Source organism: Flavivirga eckloniae (genome assembly GCF_002886045.1).
Classification (GTDB): Bacteria; Bacteroidota; Bacteroidia; order Flavobacteriales; family Flavobacteriaceae; genus Flavivirga; species Flavivirga eckloniae.
In genome coordinates, this window is sequence record NZ_CP025791.1 from 4,856,494 (window position 1) to 4,874,092 (window position 17,599).

13 protein-coding genes are annotated in these 17,599 nt (G+C 33.6%); 7 read left to right on the forward strand and 6 right to left on the reverse strand.

The window, feature by feature from the left end; all coding sequences use genetic code 11:
* The first annotated feature begins 331 nt into the window (after positions 1 to 331).
* The 4 genes from C1H87_RS19925 to C1H87_RS19940 all read left to right on the forward strand — a co-directional run bounded on the left by C1H87_RS19925 (position 332) and on the right by C1H87_RS19940 (position 4,624).
* Positions 332 to 817: a hypothetical protein gene (locus tag C1H87_RS19925; RefSeq protein ID WP_102757499.1), complete on the forward strand. Its 486-nt coding sequence runs from the start codon at positions 332 to 334 to the stop codon at positions 815 to 817.
* On the forward strand, positions 814 to 1,590 hold the full coding sequence (locus C1H87_RS19930; RefSeq protein WP_199769311.1) for a DUF5995 family protein: 777 nt from the start codon (positions 814 to 816) through the stop codon (positions 1,588 to 1,590). The genes C1H87_RS19925 and C1H87_RS19930 overlap by 4 nt, the downstream gene beginning before the upstream one ends.
* A 385-nt stretch (positions 1,591 to 1,975) precedes the next feature.
* Positions 1,976 to 3,862 carry an alpha-L-fucosidase gene (locus tag C1H87_RS19935; RefSeq protein WP_102757500.1) on the forward strand — a complete coding sequence of 629 codons (1,887 nt, stop codon included), beginning with the start codon at positions 1,976 to 1,978 and terminating at the stop codon, positions 3,860 to 3,862.
* 324 nt (positions 3,863 to 4,186) lie between these two features.
* Complete coding sequence (locus C1H87_RS19940) at positions 4,187 to 4,624, forward strand: Hsp20/alpha crystallin family protein (RefSeq protein WP_102757501.1); 438 nt, start codon at positions 4,187 to 4,189, stop codon at positions 4,622 to 4,624.
* A gap of 104 nt (positions 4,625 to 4,728) precedes the next feature.
* Here C1H87_RS19940 and C1H87_RS19945 read toward each other — a convergent pair whose 3' ends face one another.
* Positions 4,729 to 7,323 (reverse strand): glycoside hydrolase family 31 protein, encoded by a 2,595-nt coding sequence (locus C1H87_RS19945; RefSeq protein WP_102757502.1) that lies wholly within the window; start codon positions 7,321 to 7,323, stop codon positions 4,729 to 4,731.
* Positions 7,324 to 7,611: 288 nt separating this feature from the next.
* Here C1H87_RS19945 and C1H87_RS19950 point away from each other — a divergent pair, with 288 nt between their 5' ends.
* Entirely contained in the window at positions 7,612 to 7,917 is a 306-nt protein-coding gene (locus C1H87_RS19950; RefSeq protein ID WP_158655298.1) for an SRPBCC family protein, read from the forward strand.
* Between the two features lie 122 nt (positions 7,918 to 8,039).
* Here the strand turns inward: C1H87_RS19950 and C1H87_RS19955 are convergent, their stop codons facing one another.
* From C1H87_RS19955 to C1H87_RS19970, 4 genes are all read right to left on the reverse strand, one after another.
* A complete protein-coding gene (locus tag C1H87_RS19955) occupies positions 8,040 to 9,842 on the reverse strand; it encodes a DEAD/DEAH box helicase (RefSeq protein ID WP_102757504.1) in 1,803 nt (600 codons plus the stop codon).
* A gap of 325 nt (positions 9,843 to 10,167) precedes the next feature.
* Positions 10,168 to 10,683, reverse strand: coding sequence for a hypothetical protein (locus C1H87_RS19960; RefSeq protein ID WP_102757505.1), 516 nt, complete (start codon positions 10,681 to 10,683; stop codon positions 10,168 to 10,170).
* Positions 10,684 to 11,001: 318 nt separating this feature from the next.
* Complete coding sequence (locus C1H87_RS19965; RefSeq protein WP_102757506.1) at positions 11,002 to 12,234, reverse strand: M48 family metallopeptidase; 1,233 nt, start codon at positions 12,232 to 12,234, stop codon at positions 11,002 to 11,004.
* Between the two features lie 183 nt (positions 12,235 to 12,417).
* A complete protein-coding gene (locus C1H87_RS19970; protein WP_102757507.1) occupies positions 12,418 to 13,218 on the reverse strand; it encodes a TrmH family RNA methyltransferase in 801 nt (266 codons plus the stop codon).
* A 39-nt stretch (positions 13,219 to 13,257) separates the two neighbouring features.
* Between C1H87_RS19970 and C1H87_RS19975 the strand changes: the two genes are divergently transcribed.
* Positions 13,258 to 14,988: a T9SS type A sorting domain-containing protein gene (locus tag C1H87_RS19975; RefSeq protein ID WP_102757508.1), complete on the forward strand. Its 1,731-nt coding sequence runs from the start codon at positions 13,258 to 13,260 to the stop codon at positions 14,986 to 14,988.
* Between the two features lie 510 nt (positions 14,989 to 15,498).
* Positions 15,499 to 16,293 (forward strand): DUF6503 family protein, encoded by a 795-nt coding sequence (locus C1H87_RS19980; RefSeq protein WP_102757509.1) that lies wholly within the window; start codon positions 15,499 to 15,501, stop codon positions 16,291 to 16,293.
* A 2-nt stretch (positions 16,294 to 16,295) separates the two neighbouring features.
* Here C1H87_RS19980 and C1H87_RS19985 read toward each other — a convergent pair whose 3' ends face one another.
* Positions 16,296 to 17,393: a DUF3810 domain-containing protein gene (locus C1H87_RS19985; RefSeq protein WP_233783221.1), complete on the reverse strand. Its 1,098-nt coding sequence runs from the start codon at positions 17,391 to 17,393 to the stop codon at positions 16,296 to 16,298.
* Positions 17,394 to 17,599 lie beyond the last annotated feature (206 nt).

A 17,599-nucleotide genomic window follows, 5' to 3' on the forward strand; every position in this document is an offset into this window, starting at 1 on the left:
ATTAATTCAATAGCTAAAATACTAAACAAAATCGCAAAAGCTACAGTTTAGTCGCAATTTGACTAAAAATTAACAAAAAAGTTTAAAACAAATGTAAATTCTTAGGATTTATTATTAGGAATGAAAATGTAATAAAAGCTTAAGCTTTATTGATTTTAGTATTGTATTAGTTAATTCTTCAAAAAAACAGATAGGAATCTAGTGTATATTGTTATCGGCGTTTCTATTTCAATAGTAGTAATCTTACGGTGTAAGAATTTTATTTATATTTGAATTGATGAAAATTATCATATTGTATCTATATACATCTTTGCAATACATCAATGAATGTATGGAATCAATTTCACAAATATCAATTGAAACTCTAATCTCTTACCATAAACAAGAAGGGATTGAAGAATTGACCTATTTAACAATTCTATTTACTGTTATCATTGGAATAATTGGGTATTTGGGAACTGCTCAAAGGATAGAAAAAAGTGCTAGACTTTTAATTCTTCTTTTCTACACCGGATTACATTTTGCGATGGTAATGTCATTTTTAGAATCAATGAAAATTCATAGTGCTCTTCATGAAGAAATTAGAATTTATGTTGAAGAAAATCCTTTAGTATTTTACAAAGGAGAAAAAAGTCCGCTTTTTAACGTTCTAAAAACAATAGAACCGCATAATTTAAATAACATGAGAATTGCTGGTTATTTATTGCTTGCTTTCGTGGTCTTGTCTATCCTTAGTGTAGGTGAAAATCGAATTCTTCATTGGTCATGGTTAGTTAAAAAAAGAAAGCCTAAAAAAAAGAAACCCCAAAACCAATGACAGCAACAACCATAGACGAAGTTATAGAAAACCTAGAACAAATAATCCAACAGTCCATAAGTGAAGAAAGCACTTTTGGGTATTTCGCAGCCTTATACCAAAACGTAACCATAAATATAAAAGAAAAGCTTGGTAAAGGTTATTTTGATGATGATAAAAGAATGGAACAATTGGATGTTATTTTTGCCAACAGATATTTAGATGCCTATTCAAACTATAAAGTAGAAAAAGAGATAACCAAGTCATGGGAAATAGCCTTTAAATCTTCAACAAATAGTATGTTAATCGTGTTGCAGCATTTATTATTGGGAATGAATGCCCATATAAATTTAGACTTAGGTATAGCAGCTTCTCAAGTAACAGACGATAAAACTATAGCATCCCTTGAACCGGATTTTAATAGGATAAATGAATTGTTGGCTACATTGGTAGACGAGGTTCAAAAAGATTTAGCAGAAATCTGGCCTACTTTACTTAAAATCTTAAAGTTCTCAAAAAGAGTAGATGACTTTTTAATAGATTTTAGTATGAAATTCGCAAGGAACAAAGCTTGGGAATTCGCAAACGAATTGGTTAAGAGTAAAGAAGTGGAAAAGGAGAAGCTGATTGAGCTAAAGGACAATGAAGTATCAAAACTATCTGAAAAAATAATATATCCCGGTATTTTAGTAAAGCTGTTATTTATCATTATAAGAATAGGTGAACGAGGTAAGCCTTCAGACAAAACCAGAGCATTGGAAAAGCTGGTTGAAGATAAATTAGATAATCTTTAACAAAGCAGTTTATATACGATCTCTATCTTCGGTCGTCATAAGCTTACGGAGAAACTAAAGGAGGAATTCAATTCCAGACACAAAGTATAACATAGTTAATGGCAAAGTATAAATCTACTAGGCACAGTTTTGCTTGCAAGAAACGTCATGTTGTGAAGTTAGCTTGCAATGATAAATCATAATTATTATTCAGAATTTTGAGGGTATATACAATTTGATCAGTATATACACTTTTGTGACTTCTTTTACACCCTTTATTTTATTGAGTTTATTGCATATTTATACTTTGATTGGTGATGATTTTAAAAATCAATAAAAACTATTAATAATAGTATTATTTGGATTTAAGTTCAAATGCCAAAGGTTAATAAAATAAACATTTTACATGAAGTTTAGAAGACTATTTATTACAGCTATTTTTTTGCTTTTAATTTTTAATGGAAATTCTCAAAAAAAGAATGACCCATACGGTAAAGATTGGGACGAGTTAACTCAACATAAAATTCCTGATTGGTTTCGCGATGCTAAGTTTGGTATTTATGCACATTTAGGTGTGTATTGTGTTCCGGCATACGAGAGTGAATGGTATCCAAGATATATGTATACAAAAGGACACAAGGTTCAGAAATATCATGAAGAAAAATACGGAAAATTATCAGAATTTGGTTATCATGATTTTATTCCCATGTTTAAGTTAGAAAACTTTAATGCAAAAGAATGGGCTAAGTTATATAAGCGAGCAGGCGCAAAATTTGCGGGGCCGGTTGCCGAACATCATGATGGTTTTTCAATGTGGGACAGTAAAGTTAACCGTTGGAATGCCAAAGATATGGGGCCCAAACGAGATGTTGTGGGAGAACTAACAAAAGCTATTCGAAAGGAAGGTATGAAGGTGATTACTTCTTTTCACCACGGGTTCAATTTAGAAAGTTATTATGCAACCGTAGAAGGGACTCATACAGCTAACCCCGAATACGGAGATTTATATGGCAAGTTTGAGAATGAAGAAGAAGGCTATGATCGTTGGTTAGCAAAATTGGAGGAAGTGATAGATAAATACAAGCCAGACCAAATATGGTTTGATTGGGGATTGAGAGTTGTACCCTTAGAATATCGTCGAAAATTTGCTTCCTATTATTATTCAAAAGAAAAAGAGTGGGATAAGGAATTAATCATTACTCGAAAATTAGACCAACTTCCAGATGGTGTAGGTGTATTAGACTACGAAGGAGGAAGCGCTAGAGATTTAACCCCTTATTTATGGCAAACCGATCAATCAACAGGAGGGCATATTTGGTCATGGCGTGATGGCATTCATATCCGTTCAGCCCGTTCTGTGTTACATGAGCTCATTACAGTTGTTAGTAAAAATGGTGTTTTGTTATTGAATATATGTCCAGCTGCAGATGGTTCTATTCCTGGAGGTCAAAAGGAAATGCTCTATGAAATAGGAGACTGGTTAAAAGTTAATGGAGAAGCTATATATGGAACTAGGCCATGGAGAGTACGCGGGGAAGGACCTGATTTGTTTGGTAGATATGGCTACTATATGTTTCATGCAACAGCTAGGCAGAAAAGTAAAATGAATGTTCACTTTACACAAAAGGATGGGAATTTATACGCTATCTGTTTAAATTGGCCAGGTGAAGGTTTTACTTTTGATAAAATTCAGGTTAAAAAACATTCTGAGAAATCAAAGGTTACGCTTTTAGGACATGGAAATGTTGATTATACAGTAGATGGAGAAGATTTAACTATAAACCCATTTTCTTCTATTAAAGAGAAAGATATGCCGTTTAAACATGCTTATGTATTAAAACTTGAAGGTTTTGATTTAGAGGCCGAGCCTTTTTCTAAGCTTGAAGTTTTACACTTAAACGCTAATAATGCTACAACTACGGGGCGAATTATAGTTCGAAAAGGTAACAAGAAAAAAGATGGAAGTTATGAGCGTAACCGCTTATATAAATGGGATAACGCACGGGATAAGGCTTTTTGGCTAGTAAATGTAAAAGTACCTGGTAAATATATTGTTAGAGGAGAATTGGCTACACGCTTTAGGGCAGCTCGTATGGTTTTAGATAACGGTGAAGATACTTTGAAATTTAGCACCATACCAAGTCAAAATTATGGAGAAGGTTTTTTGAAAGATTATGGCGTGATTAATTTTAGTAAAACTGGTATTCAAAAGGTGGAGTTAAGATTAGAAGATTTAAATGACTTCCCTGGAATTCAGGCTTTTTGGCAATTGGAGCTGGCTCCGCTAGATTAAATGTAAACCAAATAAAGTCTTTAAAAAAGCATATTCAAAGCATATTTTAAGCTTATCGAAACCGATAATAATTTATAATTGTTATCGGTTTTGTTTGTTAAGCTCAATCTGCCAAGCCTAACTATTATACCTTTCTATTCTTTATGGATGTATTTGAGTATTAAAAACAGGTATTACCCTTTTAATTGGCGGTAATAATAATAAAACATGATAAAATGTCACTGTTAAACATGGTTTAGGTGACATAATGTCTTGTTTTTTGTATTGGTATTTGTTTTGCTTATTGAATTAGTGTAAATAAAAATTAATTTAAATATTAAAAATATGACACTTGTAAGATATCAAAACCAATTTCCGGGCTTGTTGGACAGATTGTTTAATTCTGATTTTGACAGCTTTAACAGAAGCAATTTTTCTAATACAAATACAACACTACCATCGGTAAACATTAAAGAAGATGTAGATTCATTTTTTGTTGAAGTGGCTGCTCCTGGATTCGAAAAATCGGATTTCAATATTGAAGTTAACAATGATTTGCTAACCATTTCTTCTGAGAAGAAAACAACGAATACTCCTAAAGATAACGAGCGTGTTTCTAGACAGGAGTTTAGTTATCAGTCGTTCAAGCGTTCATTTACGCTACCAGAGTTAGTTGATGATGAAAAAATCTCGGCTAAGTATGAGAATGGTATCTTATCTGTTAGTATTCCTAAAAAAGAAGAAGCAAAACCTAAACCAGTAAAGTTAATAGAGATTAAATAGTACAAATAATTTAGATAGATGTTTAATAAAGAGTTAGCTAATGGTTTTTAATCGTTAGCTAACTCTTGCTTTATATATCAAAGTCTTAATTATTATACCCTACTTTATAATTTTACAACTTTGGTTTTACCTTTAAAGGTTACTTTTTGTCCTTTCGATTCTCCTGCCTTTTTTACGATAAAGCTTTGCGGTGTTTTCTTTAGGTCAATGTAGTTGCCTTCTTTTTTTCTTATTGTTAATTTTGAAGTGTTGTCATTGTATGAGAAAATAAATTCAGCATACGCTCCTTTAAGATAGTCATTAGAAAGGTTATCGTCTTGATATAATACGAATTCTGCATTAGCACCTTCATATATCACGATTTCAATAGGCTTGTCAAGCTTCTGGGTCGAATATTGAACCTTAGGGCCTAAAGGCAAAATGGTACCTGCTTTTACATATAATGGAAGCTTATTTAATGGTGCATCAGCACTGATTTCCTTTCCTCCGGAAATAACTTTATTTGTCCAGAAATCAAACCATGTTCCTTCTGGTAAATAAACTGTTCTGTTTCTAGCTTTGTATTCGGTAACAGGGCAAACCATGATATTATCACCAAATAAAAATTGATTACCAATATCCCATGCATTTTTATCATTTGGGAATGAATAAGCCAAGGGCGTCATCATAGAACCATTGTTTTTTGTAACGTTCCAGGCGGTGGAATAAATATAGGGCATAAGTTGATATCTAAGGTTTATAAAATCCCTTGCAGTTGTTTCAAATGCTTTGCCATAGCGCCATATCTCGGTGTCTGATACATAACCATGAATACGGAATAAAGGACAAAACGTGCCATACTGAAACCATCGGGTTAATAGTTCTTTATATTCCTCACTTTTATATTGGTCTTTAAAAGTGCTTCCATTTAAGGACTTGCCATCTCGGAAAAAACCACCTATATCTGTTGTCCAATACGGGATCCCCGCCATACAAAAATTAAGACCAGCAGGTATTTGTTCTGCAAATTGCTCCCATGTAGCAGCTACATCTCCAGACCATGACGCAGCGCTGTATCGTTGCTGACCCGTAAAGGCAGAACGTGTTAAGTTGAATACTCTTTGATTGGGAAAGTGTTTCATTTTTCCTTCATATGCGGCTTTATTTACCACTAACGAGTATGAATTGGTTACTTCATCCCAGCTTCCAGCATGAGTTTGTGTCCAATCATGCGGAGGATCTTGGGGTTCTGTACCGTCTAGCCAAATAGCGTCAACGCCTATATTGTACATGGAGTCTCTTAGCACGTTAGCAAAGCCCTCTGCTACTTTTGGATTGTAAAAATCGAGATAATATATGTCGCGTGTGCTTCGTTTATGAACGAGTTTATGTTCTTCTAAACCATATCTGGTAAGTAGTTCTTTGTCTTTGGCTTCTGGCCATACAGATACCATTAAATTTAAGTTTAAACTTTCAAGCTCATCACACATGGCTTTAGGGTTTGGGTAGGTTTCAGGATTCCATGATGGTCCTTTGGTGCCTTCTCGCCAATAGTGCCAATCCTGTACAATATTGTCTAACGGAATATTTCTCTTACGATACTCTCTTGCGTTTTCAAGCAATTCCTCTTGATTGTGATATCTTTCGCGACATTGCCAAAAACCAAAAGCCCATTTTGGAAACATTGGTGCTTTTCCTGTTAACTCTCTGTAACCATCGAGAATATCTGTAGGGGTTTCTCCATATACAAAATAGTAATCAATAGCTTTTCCTTTTTTACTTGCAAAAGTCGTTTTGTTAAAGTCTGGCCCGTTAACAAATAATCGTCCTTTTGTTTGTGAATTAGAATTTTGTAAGACCACCTTATAGGTTTTTCCTTTTTCCAAATTGATTTTCCCTACATGGCAATCTGGAACCCAAATGGTAGTATAATTAATAATAGGTTTGTCGTTTATAGTTAATAAAACAGGACCATCTCTACGGTTTTTTTCAGGGTTTGGGCTTTCTACATAGAAAGCATATTCCCCTGTTGTATTTGCTGTAAACTCAGCTTCACGAATGTTGTTTTCTTCATCTATAGTTTTAGAAAATGATATTTCCTGCTCGGGATGATTAAAGTCTGTAATACTGTTATTGTTCCATAAAATACCGTAGTGATTTGTTGATACTAGAAAAGGAATGGCTATCTCTTGATTGTATTGTCGTAGTTGAATTGGAGTATTTTTCCAATTTAATATCCCACTTTGAAACTGACCTAATCCGTAAAAAGCCTCATCTCCAGAAGAGAACCCCTGATAAATAGCATTTGATGAAGGGGCTTCTGTTAATTTATGCCCTCCTTTTAGTTCAGATAGCAAGGCTTTACCGTTAGTATCAACAAATCGAATTACTCCCGATTTGTCTATATATAAAACAACTTTTTTGGTTTTAACGATGGTAGTACCATTGTCTTCGCTTACATCGAATTGGATGTTCTCGGCATTCTTGATAATCGAGAGATTATCTAATAATGGTTTGTAATCTTTGTGTTTACTTTTTACAACATGAATAAGCTCATCATTAATAACTTCAATGTTATAAAAAATGCCATTTCTGTTTAATACAATTTCGTTAGTTGCTTTTTTTTGAGCTGCCCCGAGTTGACAAAAAAACAGGACGAGTATTAGAATATGTATTCTTTTTATAATTGAATTATTTTTTAATGAAACTCTTTTTTTCATATTTAGAATAGTTTTTGTGAGTAATATTAACACCTTAATTGGTATTATGCCTCCTTAAATTGTTCTAAATGGTGCTATAATTAAATCAAAATTAGGCGAACAGTTCTGTTTAGTGCAAAATTGTAAAACCAATAGGGATAAAAGTTTACTTGGGGTCGAATGAGAATAATTAATAGAGTTGACAGCAGAATTATATTGCAAAGAAGATATTATTTATACGCTAAGAATAGCTTCTTATATTTATATTTGAAATGATAAGCCATAAATGGTTCTCAAAACGAAGCAACATTGGGCAGTGACAGAATATGTCATTTAGTAGATGGAAAAAGAAAGGTCTTGGTAAAAGAGAAAATTATTAATATTAAAGATGGTGAATATTATATCTATGATGTTTACGATTGGGAAGATTTTCCTTTAAAAAAGATGAACAATACATTTGGAGTAAAAGTTAATGCCCAAGGCAAAACAACAATTTACCAAATTACAGAATACAGACTAAAACCACGTTTTTTAACCTGGATCATGAAGGGTGAAATGAGATCTCAAGCAAGAACGGCATTAATCTCTTACAAGCATTATATGGAAACCGGATAAAAAAATACAGAACAAGCTATCATTAAGAAGAAGTATAAATCCTATTAAAGCTATCTTTCTGTTGTTTTAGCATTGCAGCATATACATTTTAAACATAAAATGTATATGCTGTAGCATTACTACTAACGTCTAGAACGTCTAGGGCTAAATGAATTAGAATTGCCAGAGTCTGAACGTCTTGGTTTCGAAGAGCTGTCGGAACGACGTCTGTCACCTCTATTTCCAGAATCAGATCTTCTTCCATCACGTTTTCCGCCTCCTTTTCTGTCATCACGTCTTTTACTGCCTCGGTTTCTGTCGTTACGCCTTCTGCCTCCTCCTCGATTTTCAGAAACTTCAACGTTAACAAAACGTCCATTATGTTTAAAGTCGGTAAAGAATTCCAGTACTTTATCTTTTAATTCATTTTCGGTATTAAAGAAAGAGAAACTATCTTTTACTTCAACTTTAAAAACGTCGTCTCTACCAAGTTGCAACTGTTCTTTTAGGAAGTCTTTTAGTTTCATCCAATCATAACCATCTTTGCCACCAACATTTATAAAGTAACGTGTAGATTTACCACCAAAATCACGTCCGCTATCCTTACTATCGCTAGAGCTTTCAGAAACATTTAAGTTTCTGGATTTTTGATAATAATTGTAGAAACGCGTAAATTCAACAGAGAAAAACTTCTTGATCAATTCATCTTTATCGGTATCCTCAAACAATTCGTTGATGCTTGATAAATGTCTATCAATTTCATGATTGATCTCTGTATTATGTATTTTATTGGCAAGCGACATTAATTGTACCTGACAAATTTCCGATCCGTCCGGAATATCTTTTTTCTCGAACTTACGTTTAATAATACGCTCAATACTTTTTATTTTACGTACTTCGCTTTTAGAAACAATCACCATAGAAACCCCTGTTTTTCCAGCACGCCCCGTACGTCCCGAACGGTGTGTGTAAGTTTCGATTTCGTCTGGTAATTGGTAGTTTATTACGTGAGTTATATCATCAACATCAATACCACGTGCAGCAACATCGGTAGCTACTAACATTTGTATTTGTTTGTTTCTAAACGATTTCATGACCAAATCACGTTGATTCTGACTTAAATCACCATGTAAGGCACCAGCACTATATCCATCTTCAATAAGTTGTTCGGCTACTTTTTGAGTATCGCGTTTGGTCCTGCAAAAGACTACCGAGAAAATATCCGGATTGGCATCAGACAAGCGTTTTAAAGCCTGGTAACGATCTCTGGCATTTACTAAAAAGTATTCGTGGGATACATTTGTAGTACTTTCGTTTTTGTTTCCAACAGTTATTTCCTGTGGGTTGTGCATAAAGTTTTTGGCAATAGCCGCAACTTCTCTTGGCATGGTTGCAGAAAACAACCACGTACTTTTATCTTCTGGTGTATGCGAAAGTATATCTGTTATATCTTCTTTAAAGCCCATGTTTAGCATTTCGTCGGCTTCATCTAAAACAGCATATTGAATTTTAGAAATATCAACCATACGTCTGCTAATCATATCTTTCATACGACCAGGCGTGGCTACAATAATTTGTGCTCCTCTTTTAACAGATCTGGCTTGATCTGTAATGCTGGATCCGCCATAAATGGCTACGACGTTAAGACCTTTACAGTACTTGCCATATTGGCTCATTTCGTTGGCTATTTGCAAGCAAAGCTCGCGAGTAGGCGATAAAATTAAACCTTGGGTTGTTTGGCTATTGATATCAATTTTTTGTAGCATAGGGAAACCGAAAGCTGCCGTTTTACCGGTTCCGGTTTGCGCTAAGGCTACTAAATCGCCTTCTGAATTTAATAAAATTGGAATAGCTTTGTCTTGTACTTCACTGGGTTTTACGAAACCTAAGTCCGTAATAGCTTGTAATAGGTCGTCATTAAGACCTAAATCTTGGAATGTGCTCATTCTTGTAAAATGTATGCGATTATGTTATGTAGTGTTACATAAAGAAGCGAATCGACATACTTAAACCTAAAACTTCTAGCAACACATCCTCTCCCTGAGGAATATAAAGCGGCAAAGATACAATTTTATTTGACTTGTCATTCCCTCTAAGGAGGGAATCTTTTAAATTGAAGGTGTGCTGTACTATTAAACGGTATTATTACCCTGTGGACAGTTCTTAACGATCATTTTAGAGTATTAAATTGCTCCGAGTAGAATAGAGTGACTGAGTAACCGACATAAAAAAATCCCGAAGATTCGGGATTTTCATCAGAAGAATTAAAAACTAAATACATTCTCTTTCATAGTTTGTAGCTTCTGTATCATTTGTTGGTGTTTCACCTTTGGTGAAAGACGTGTCTGATATAATCGTTAATTTATAGTCGCCATCAAAACCAGCACTTAAACCCCAATCTCTGGCAACAGCAAGATTGTAAATACCGGTTTCAGAAATATTAATGTTAGCAATAGATACGTTTTCATTTTGGGTGGTACACCCGTAATAAGTAAGTTTACCTTGAGTGAGTAAGTTTGGACCACCAAACTCACCAAAATCGGCAGACAGATCTAATGAAACAACAGATTTACCCGTAATATTTTCAACACTTATAGATATTCTGCTCCCTTCTTTAAATTCGAATTGATAAATATCTTCGCAGGTTTCAGACAAATCGCAATTCCATGTGTCTGTGGTTTCGAATAATGTTATGCCTGGATCTATTGGAGCATCATCGTTTTTGGAGCAATTAGCAAAAAGGATTACCGATAATACTATTAAAGTTTGTTTAATTTGTGTTCTCATGACTGGATTAATTAATGATTTACACGCTTATATCAATAAGGTCATGAGAATGTTACCCATTTTGGGCAAAAAAATATTTTTTTTGAATTTTTATTAGTGAAACTCTATTTTGAAAAGTTGCCAAGCAAAGCATTCAAAATAGCAAGTAGAACTAATCCCGCTTCCTGTGCTGAACTTGTTTCAGTATCTGGCGGGATCTTAGGCCTAAGATATCGAAGCTAGCTTCGGAATTTATAAATAATATTTTCAATTGAATGCCTTGTGCGCTTGCCCCGAGGATCATTTATTGTAAATCGTTGCTTTTAAAGGGGAGCTTGTTTAGGCTCTTAAATTTTTAATTCGCTCCAACAACGTAGGGTGCGAATAGTGCATAAAAACATAAGCGGGATGCGGTGTTAAATTACTCAAACTGTTTTTAGATAATTTTTTAAGCGATGTAATTAAAGGTTCACCTTTGTAGGTATTTTTAGCATAGTCGTCTGCCTGATATTCAAACTTTCTGGAAAATACGTTCATGATTAAACCTGTAATTTCAGAAATAGGGGAGTACAGCAAACCAAAGGCAATTAGCCCAATATGGAAACTAGGGATCTCAACCCCCAAAGCATTTGATAATAAAGGATTGGATATAAAAAGCGATAAGATAAAAAGTGTTAAACCGGTTAATAAAATTGAAGCAAACAAATTGAAAATAATATGTTTCTTTTTATAATGGCCTACTTCGTGCGCCAGTACAGCAACAATTTCTTCATCGTCTAGGTCATTAATTAAAGTATCGTATAATGTTACACGCTTTTCGCTACCAAACCCGGAAAAATAAGCATTGGCTTTTGTACTGCGTTTTGAGCCATCGATTACAAAAATTTTGTCTAGTTTAAAACCAACTGTTTGTGCGTATTCAGATATTTTGTCTCGTAAACTACCAGCTTCTAAAGGTGTTTGTTTATTGAATAGCGGTACAATAAGTTTAGAGTAAAACATATTCATAAACAAAGTAAATAAGGCAACAAGTCCCCAGGCGTATAGCCAAAAATGCGTTCCTGTAACCTGATAAAACCAAATAATAAGCGCTAAAATACCACCACCAACAATAGCCATCATGAGCCAGCCCTTTATTTTGTCGAGTATGAATGTTTTACGGGTCGTTTTATTAAATCCGAATTTTTCTTCAATAACAAAAGTACTGTAATAGGAAAAAGGAATAGAAACAACATCACTGCCGATCATTATAATTCCGAAGAAAATAAGCGCAATAATAATGGCATTGTCGCTGTAGCTTCTGGCAATATTATCTACAAATTCAAACCCATCAAAAAGTAAAAATCCTAAAGTTAAAAGCATAGAAAATACAGACGTTACAATACCAAATTTATAATTTGTTGCTTTGTAATTCTGTGATTTTTCATATTCGGTTTCATCATACACATCTTGTAAATCTTCAGGAAGTTTATCTTTAAAGTGTTTTGCATTTAAAGCGTCCAAAATTTTATCGATTATAAAGTTGATAATCAATATGGCAATGATGATGTAGAATAATGTTGTTGATGTCATATTATATTTTTGCTGTCATTCTGAGGAGCAAAGCGACGTGAGAATCTGTTTATTGTAACTTCAATTTTACAAATTACTACGCGCTATTGCTTTACATTCTTGATGACATTATTATTTAAATTTCAAAACCCCAAAATTACTCAATTGGATTTTGTTATTTGTATTTTGATTATTGCAAAATTTTCAAAGAAAATTTCGTTGTCTTTTGGCTTCAAAAATAAGGATTCCTGCTGCAACAGACACGTTCATGGAGTCTATTTCACCTTGCATGGGAATAATAATGTTTTGTGTTGAGTTTTTGAGCCAGTCATGACTCAATCCGGTAGCTTCTGTGCCAACAACAATAGCAGCAGATTTTGTAAAGTCTTGGGTATGGTAATTAACAGACGCTTGTAAGGCGGCGCAGTAAATATTAATGTTTTTTTCTTTTAAAAAGGCAATAATATCAGAAGTCGTGCCTGTAGTAATTTGATTTGTAAACAGACAACCTACACTAGACCTTATAATATTGGGGTTGTATAAATCCGTTTTTGGATTAGCGATTATAACAGCATCCACATGAGCCGCATCGGCAGTTCTTAAAATAGCACCGATATTTCCAGGTTTTTCGGGTGCCTCAGCAACTAAAACTAAAGGGGTTTCAGTATTAAATTTTAAATTGGAGATGCTATGGTTTTTACTTTTGGCTACAGCCAGAACACCTTCAGTAGTATCACGATAAGCTAATTTTTGGTATACCTCTTTGGAAATTTCAATAACGTTAATGCGTTTATTCGTTAAGTCGTTTAGTTGTTTCAAAGAAAATAATTCGGGATATATTAAAAGCGTTTCTAATTCATATTCGCCTTTTAAGGCTAATGAGATTTCACGTTTTCCTTCAATTAAAAATGTGTCGCTTTTTTTACGCTCGCGTGATTTGTCTTTTAATTGTGCGAGTTGTCGAATAAAAGGATTTTGCGTACTGGTTATTAATGTTGTGGACAATTATTTAGCTAATTTTGTTTAGACAAATTTACTATAAAAATGGTACAACGATTACTATTCTTTCTTTTCATTTTTTCATCTTTTTCTGTTTACTCTCAGATTCAAGGGCCGCCACCGGGCATTCTTGATTATTATAAATGTGATCCGGAAGGTGATGGTGTCGAAGTATTTGATTTAGCGAGTCATTTTTTATTTCCATTTAATGTCTCTGGAGAAGAGGCTTCTAATTATAATCCTTTAACTTTTTATCTAACAGAAGAAGATAGAAATAATGGCGTTAACCCGATAGCTGATCCTTCAAATTATGTGAATATATCTAATCCACAAAAAATTTATTTCAGAACATATGCTATAAACCCAGGTGCTTATGTTTACCTTGAAGGAGGTGAGTTTATTCATGCTTCACAAATTCCTTCACCAAACTTGAAAAACACATTGATTTTATGTGACGATAATGGTAATGGTTTTAATACTTTTAATCTATCAAAAAGCAGAGAAGAGATTTTAGCAGGACTTGATTCAGGTATTTATAATTTAAATTATTACGAAACATTAGTTGATGCCGAAAATGAAGTTAATAGGATTACTAATGTAACTTCTTATAATAATAGTACTAACCCTCAAAAGGTTTATGTTAGAGTTTTAAATAGGTTTGATGAAACTTGCTATAGTATTGTTGAGTTAGATTTGAAAGTTCAAGGTATTTGTCAGGATTTGGAAGTCTTTTTATTGCCTTTATTACCACCAAGACCTGGATTTATAAATGAATATCGCTTGTATGTAAATAATCTAAGAGACGATTCCAGCATATCGGGTAGAATTCAATTTAACTATGACTCTTTTTTAGAATTAATAAGTGTTACAGAAGTAGGGGCAGGAAAAACTATAACTAATATTTCTAATGGTTTTTTTCTGGATATAGATAATTTAAGCCCCAATAACTCCACGTATGTCTCTATAAATATAAAAACACCAATCTCTGTACCATTAGGAACAGTTTTGGTTAGCGAGGCTGTATATTTAGGAACAGACTATAATTTGAATAACAATTATTCTAGATCGACTCAAACAGTAGTAGGTTCATACGATCCAAACGATATTACAGAGTCTCATGGTCCAGATATTCTTTACAGTGATTTTAGTAATGATGATTATTTGTATTATAGGGTCAGATTTCAAAATGTTGGAACTGCAGATGCTATAAATGTATCTATTAATAATATATTAAATGCTAAATTAGATAAGTCTACCATTCAAATGCTAACCGCAAGCCATTATCATGTTTTTACAAGAACAGATAATCAACTAAACTGGAAATTTGATAATATTCATTTGCCAAGTGAAGATATGGACGAGCCCAATAGTCATGGTTACGTATATTACAAAATAAAACCTTTGGCAGGCTACAGTATTGGTGATATTATTCCAAATACAGCAGAAATTTACTTTGATTTTAATCCAGCTGTTGTAACCAATACATTCAACACAGAGTTTACTACAACTCTTAGCAGTAAAAGGTTTAATAAGGCTGATTTTTCAATCTCACCTAATCCTGCAACAGAAATGGTTGAACTAAAGTTTAATAAAATTGCTACTAATGAAGTACATGTAAATGTTTACAACATTCAAGGAAAGCTGATATTAAACACCAACGATACTTTACAAAATAATGCCATACACATAAATGTTGCTTCTTTAGAAAGTGGTATGTATTTTTTAAAGATTGGTGATGGGAAAAATGAAGTTACCCAAAAATTAGTTATAAAATAGGTAAACATAAAAACACCCTTAAAAACTGGGCTATTTTCATTCAGAGTGGCTTATGCTGAGCCTTTCGGCTACGTTCCAAGATAAACTAGAACCTGCCTGCGGCGGCTACGGAGTATTCACAAATATGGCTGCATATTAAATAATAGTTTTACACAGATAGACACTAATTTCACGAATTATCACAAATGGTTCTAAATATAGATTGTTTACAAATAAGTAATTAGAGTTTGCTTATTTGTAAATAAATATACAGAAATACAATAGAATTAAATCGGGTTTGGATTTGTTAAACAGACTGAAAGTCTGATTCGTGATTATGAATAGTATGGAGATCCATCCATCATATTGAGGTTTTATTCGTGTAAATTTGTGTCATTCGTGGCTTGATTAAAAAGATGTGGGTACACCGTAGCTGCAGCAGGCAGGGCTTCTGAATGACACATAAAAATAAGACCTTCTTTTATTGTAATGTACTATCTTCGCGCCCGACTTAATTCAAAATAATATAAAATGAAAAATTTATTTCTAGTAGCAAGCTTAGTTTTGTTAGTTTCCTGTAAAAAGAATACTAAGGAAACCGTTAACTATTCCGAAGAACAATTAGATGTAACAACTAGTGTTTATCCGGAAAATATATCAAAAGTATTTAATGCCCATGGCGGTATAGATGCGTGGAATAAGATGCAATCTCTGGTGTTTACAATGCCTAAATCGAGTGGAGACGAAATTACCACAACCGACTTAAAGGATAGAAGATCCCTTATTGAAATGCCAAAGCACACTCTTGGTTTTAACGGAAAAGATGTTTGGTTACATTCTAAAGACACTACAACTTATAAAGGTTATAATGCCAGGTTTTACTATAATTTAATGTTCTACTTTTATGCGATGCCTTTTATTTTGGCAGATGATGGGATTATTTATAACGAAGCCAAGCCATTAGAGTTTGAAGGTAAAACATACCCAGGTATTAAAATTGCGTATGAAAGTGGTGTAGGGGAGTCTCCAGACGATGAATATGTGTTGTACTACGATCCCGAAACTTATAAAATGACCTGGTTGAGTTATACCGTTACATTCTTTTCAAAAGAAAAGAGTAAAACATTTAAATTTATAAAGTATAGTAATTGGCAAACTGTTGAGGGGCTGTTATTACCGGAAACGTTAACTTGGTATAAATACGAAAACAACTTGCCAACTACACCTCACGACGAGGGCGTAAAGTTTACAAACATTAAGCTTTCAACCGAAAAACCAAGCGACGATCTTTTTAAAGTTCCAGAAAATGCAACGCTTATAGAGTAACCTTATAAGCTTTTGGTTTCAAAATAATTAACCAATAAAGCTACGACATAGCTATAACTCTCCAAGCCTTTATTTTGATTGTTGGCTTTTAAAAAGTTACTATAAAACAATTTAAATAAAGGCTCGGCGGGGTTTTCATGAGCTTCCCAAAACTTACGAACCTCTACGTAGTTTTTCAAAATACCCTTGTTAACATCTACTACCATGTCTTCGTATAAACATGGATCTCGTCTAAAGATTTCATTTAAGCAAAAACGCAGCCCAAAAGTATACCCTGTATATCTAAAATAGATATCATCATGATTTATAGCAGCCATGCATCCAATAAAGTTAGCTTCATTTTCGGCAGCATAGCCCAATTGGTGCGCTATTTCATGAGATGCTGTGGTTGGAAACTTATAAATAGGAATTAATCCGTCAACCTGAGCTTCGTTGGTAAACGGATTTAAATAACCACTAAAACCCATATAAGTCAAGGGATAACTGTATAAGGATTTTTTTATGCTCTTCGGGTTGTATTCCAAATGCGGAAAAATCTGTTTTAAATTTTCATAACCCGCAGGAGCCATACTTAGTACTTCACTTTTTCTAAAAGGTAAATCAGCTTTAATCGTATCATTTTTAGTAATTTTTAAATGAAGTGCATTCGATTTTTCAAGTAACTTTTCAGTAACAGCAACCAATTGTTCTGTAGTATAATCATTCGCAATACCCAAACTTTTATGTAATGGCAGACGGTAGTAATTAAAACCCCAAAACAAATGAAAAGCAAAGTACATTACTGCGATAGCAGACAGCACATCAATAAACCATTGTTTGGTGTCCTTTCTTAGTCTTTTTCTATTTTTATAAAACCATCGAATAATATAAATAGCAGAAAGCGTATAGATTAAATCGCCAAACGAAAAAGGCATCCAACCCAGCATATATCTAAACATTTTCGAAATAAAAGGATACATTCCATTGCTGTAAAAACGTTCTGTGAACTCAGGGTAGTAAGATAGCCATGTAATCAATAAATATTGTGGAATTAGCGATAACGCCAGTAAGGTCTTTTTCTTTTTCAACATATACCAAAAATAGTAAAAATTAGTACCCATTGGTAGTTGTTTTTTTATAAAGGTCTGTTCCTGCTTTACACTATATCTTTTTAAAATATCTATAACTACCAAAGCAACTTTAGGGCAAGATGTGGCAATCTGCTAAAAAAATACTAACGGTTTTGCTTTTATTTTAAAAAGGATGCCGTTTCAATCAGGAGTAGCTGCCAATGTCAGAGCAATTTTGCTACCTTTGCACAACTTTA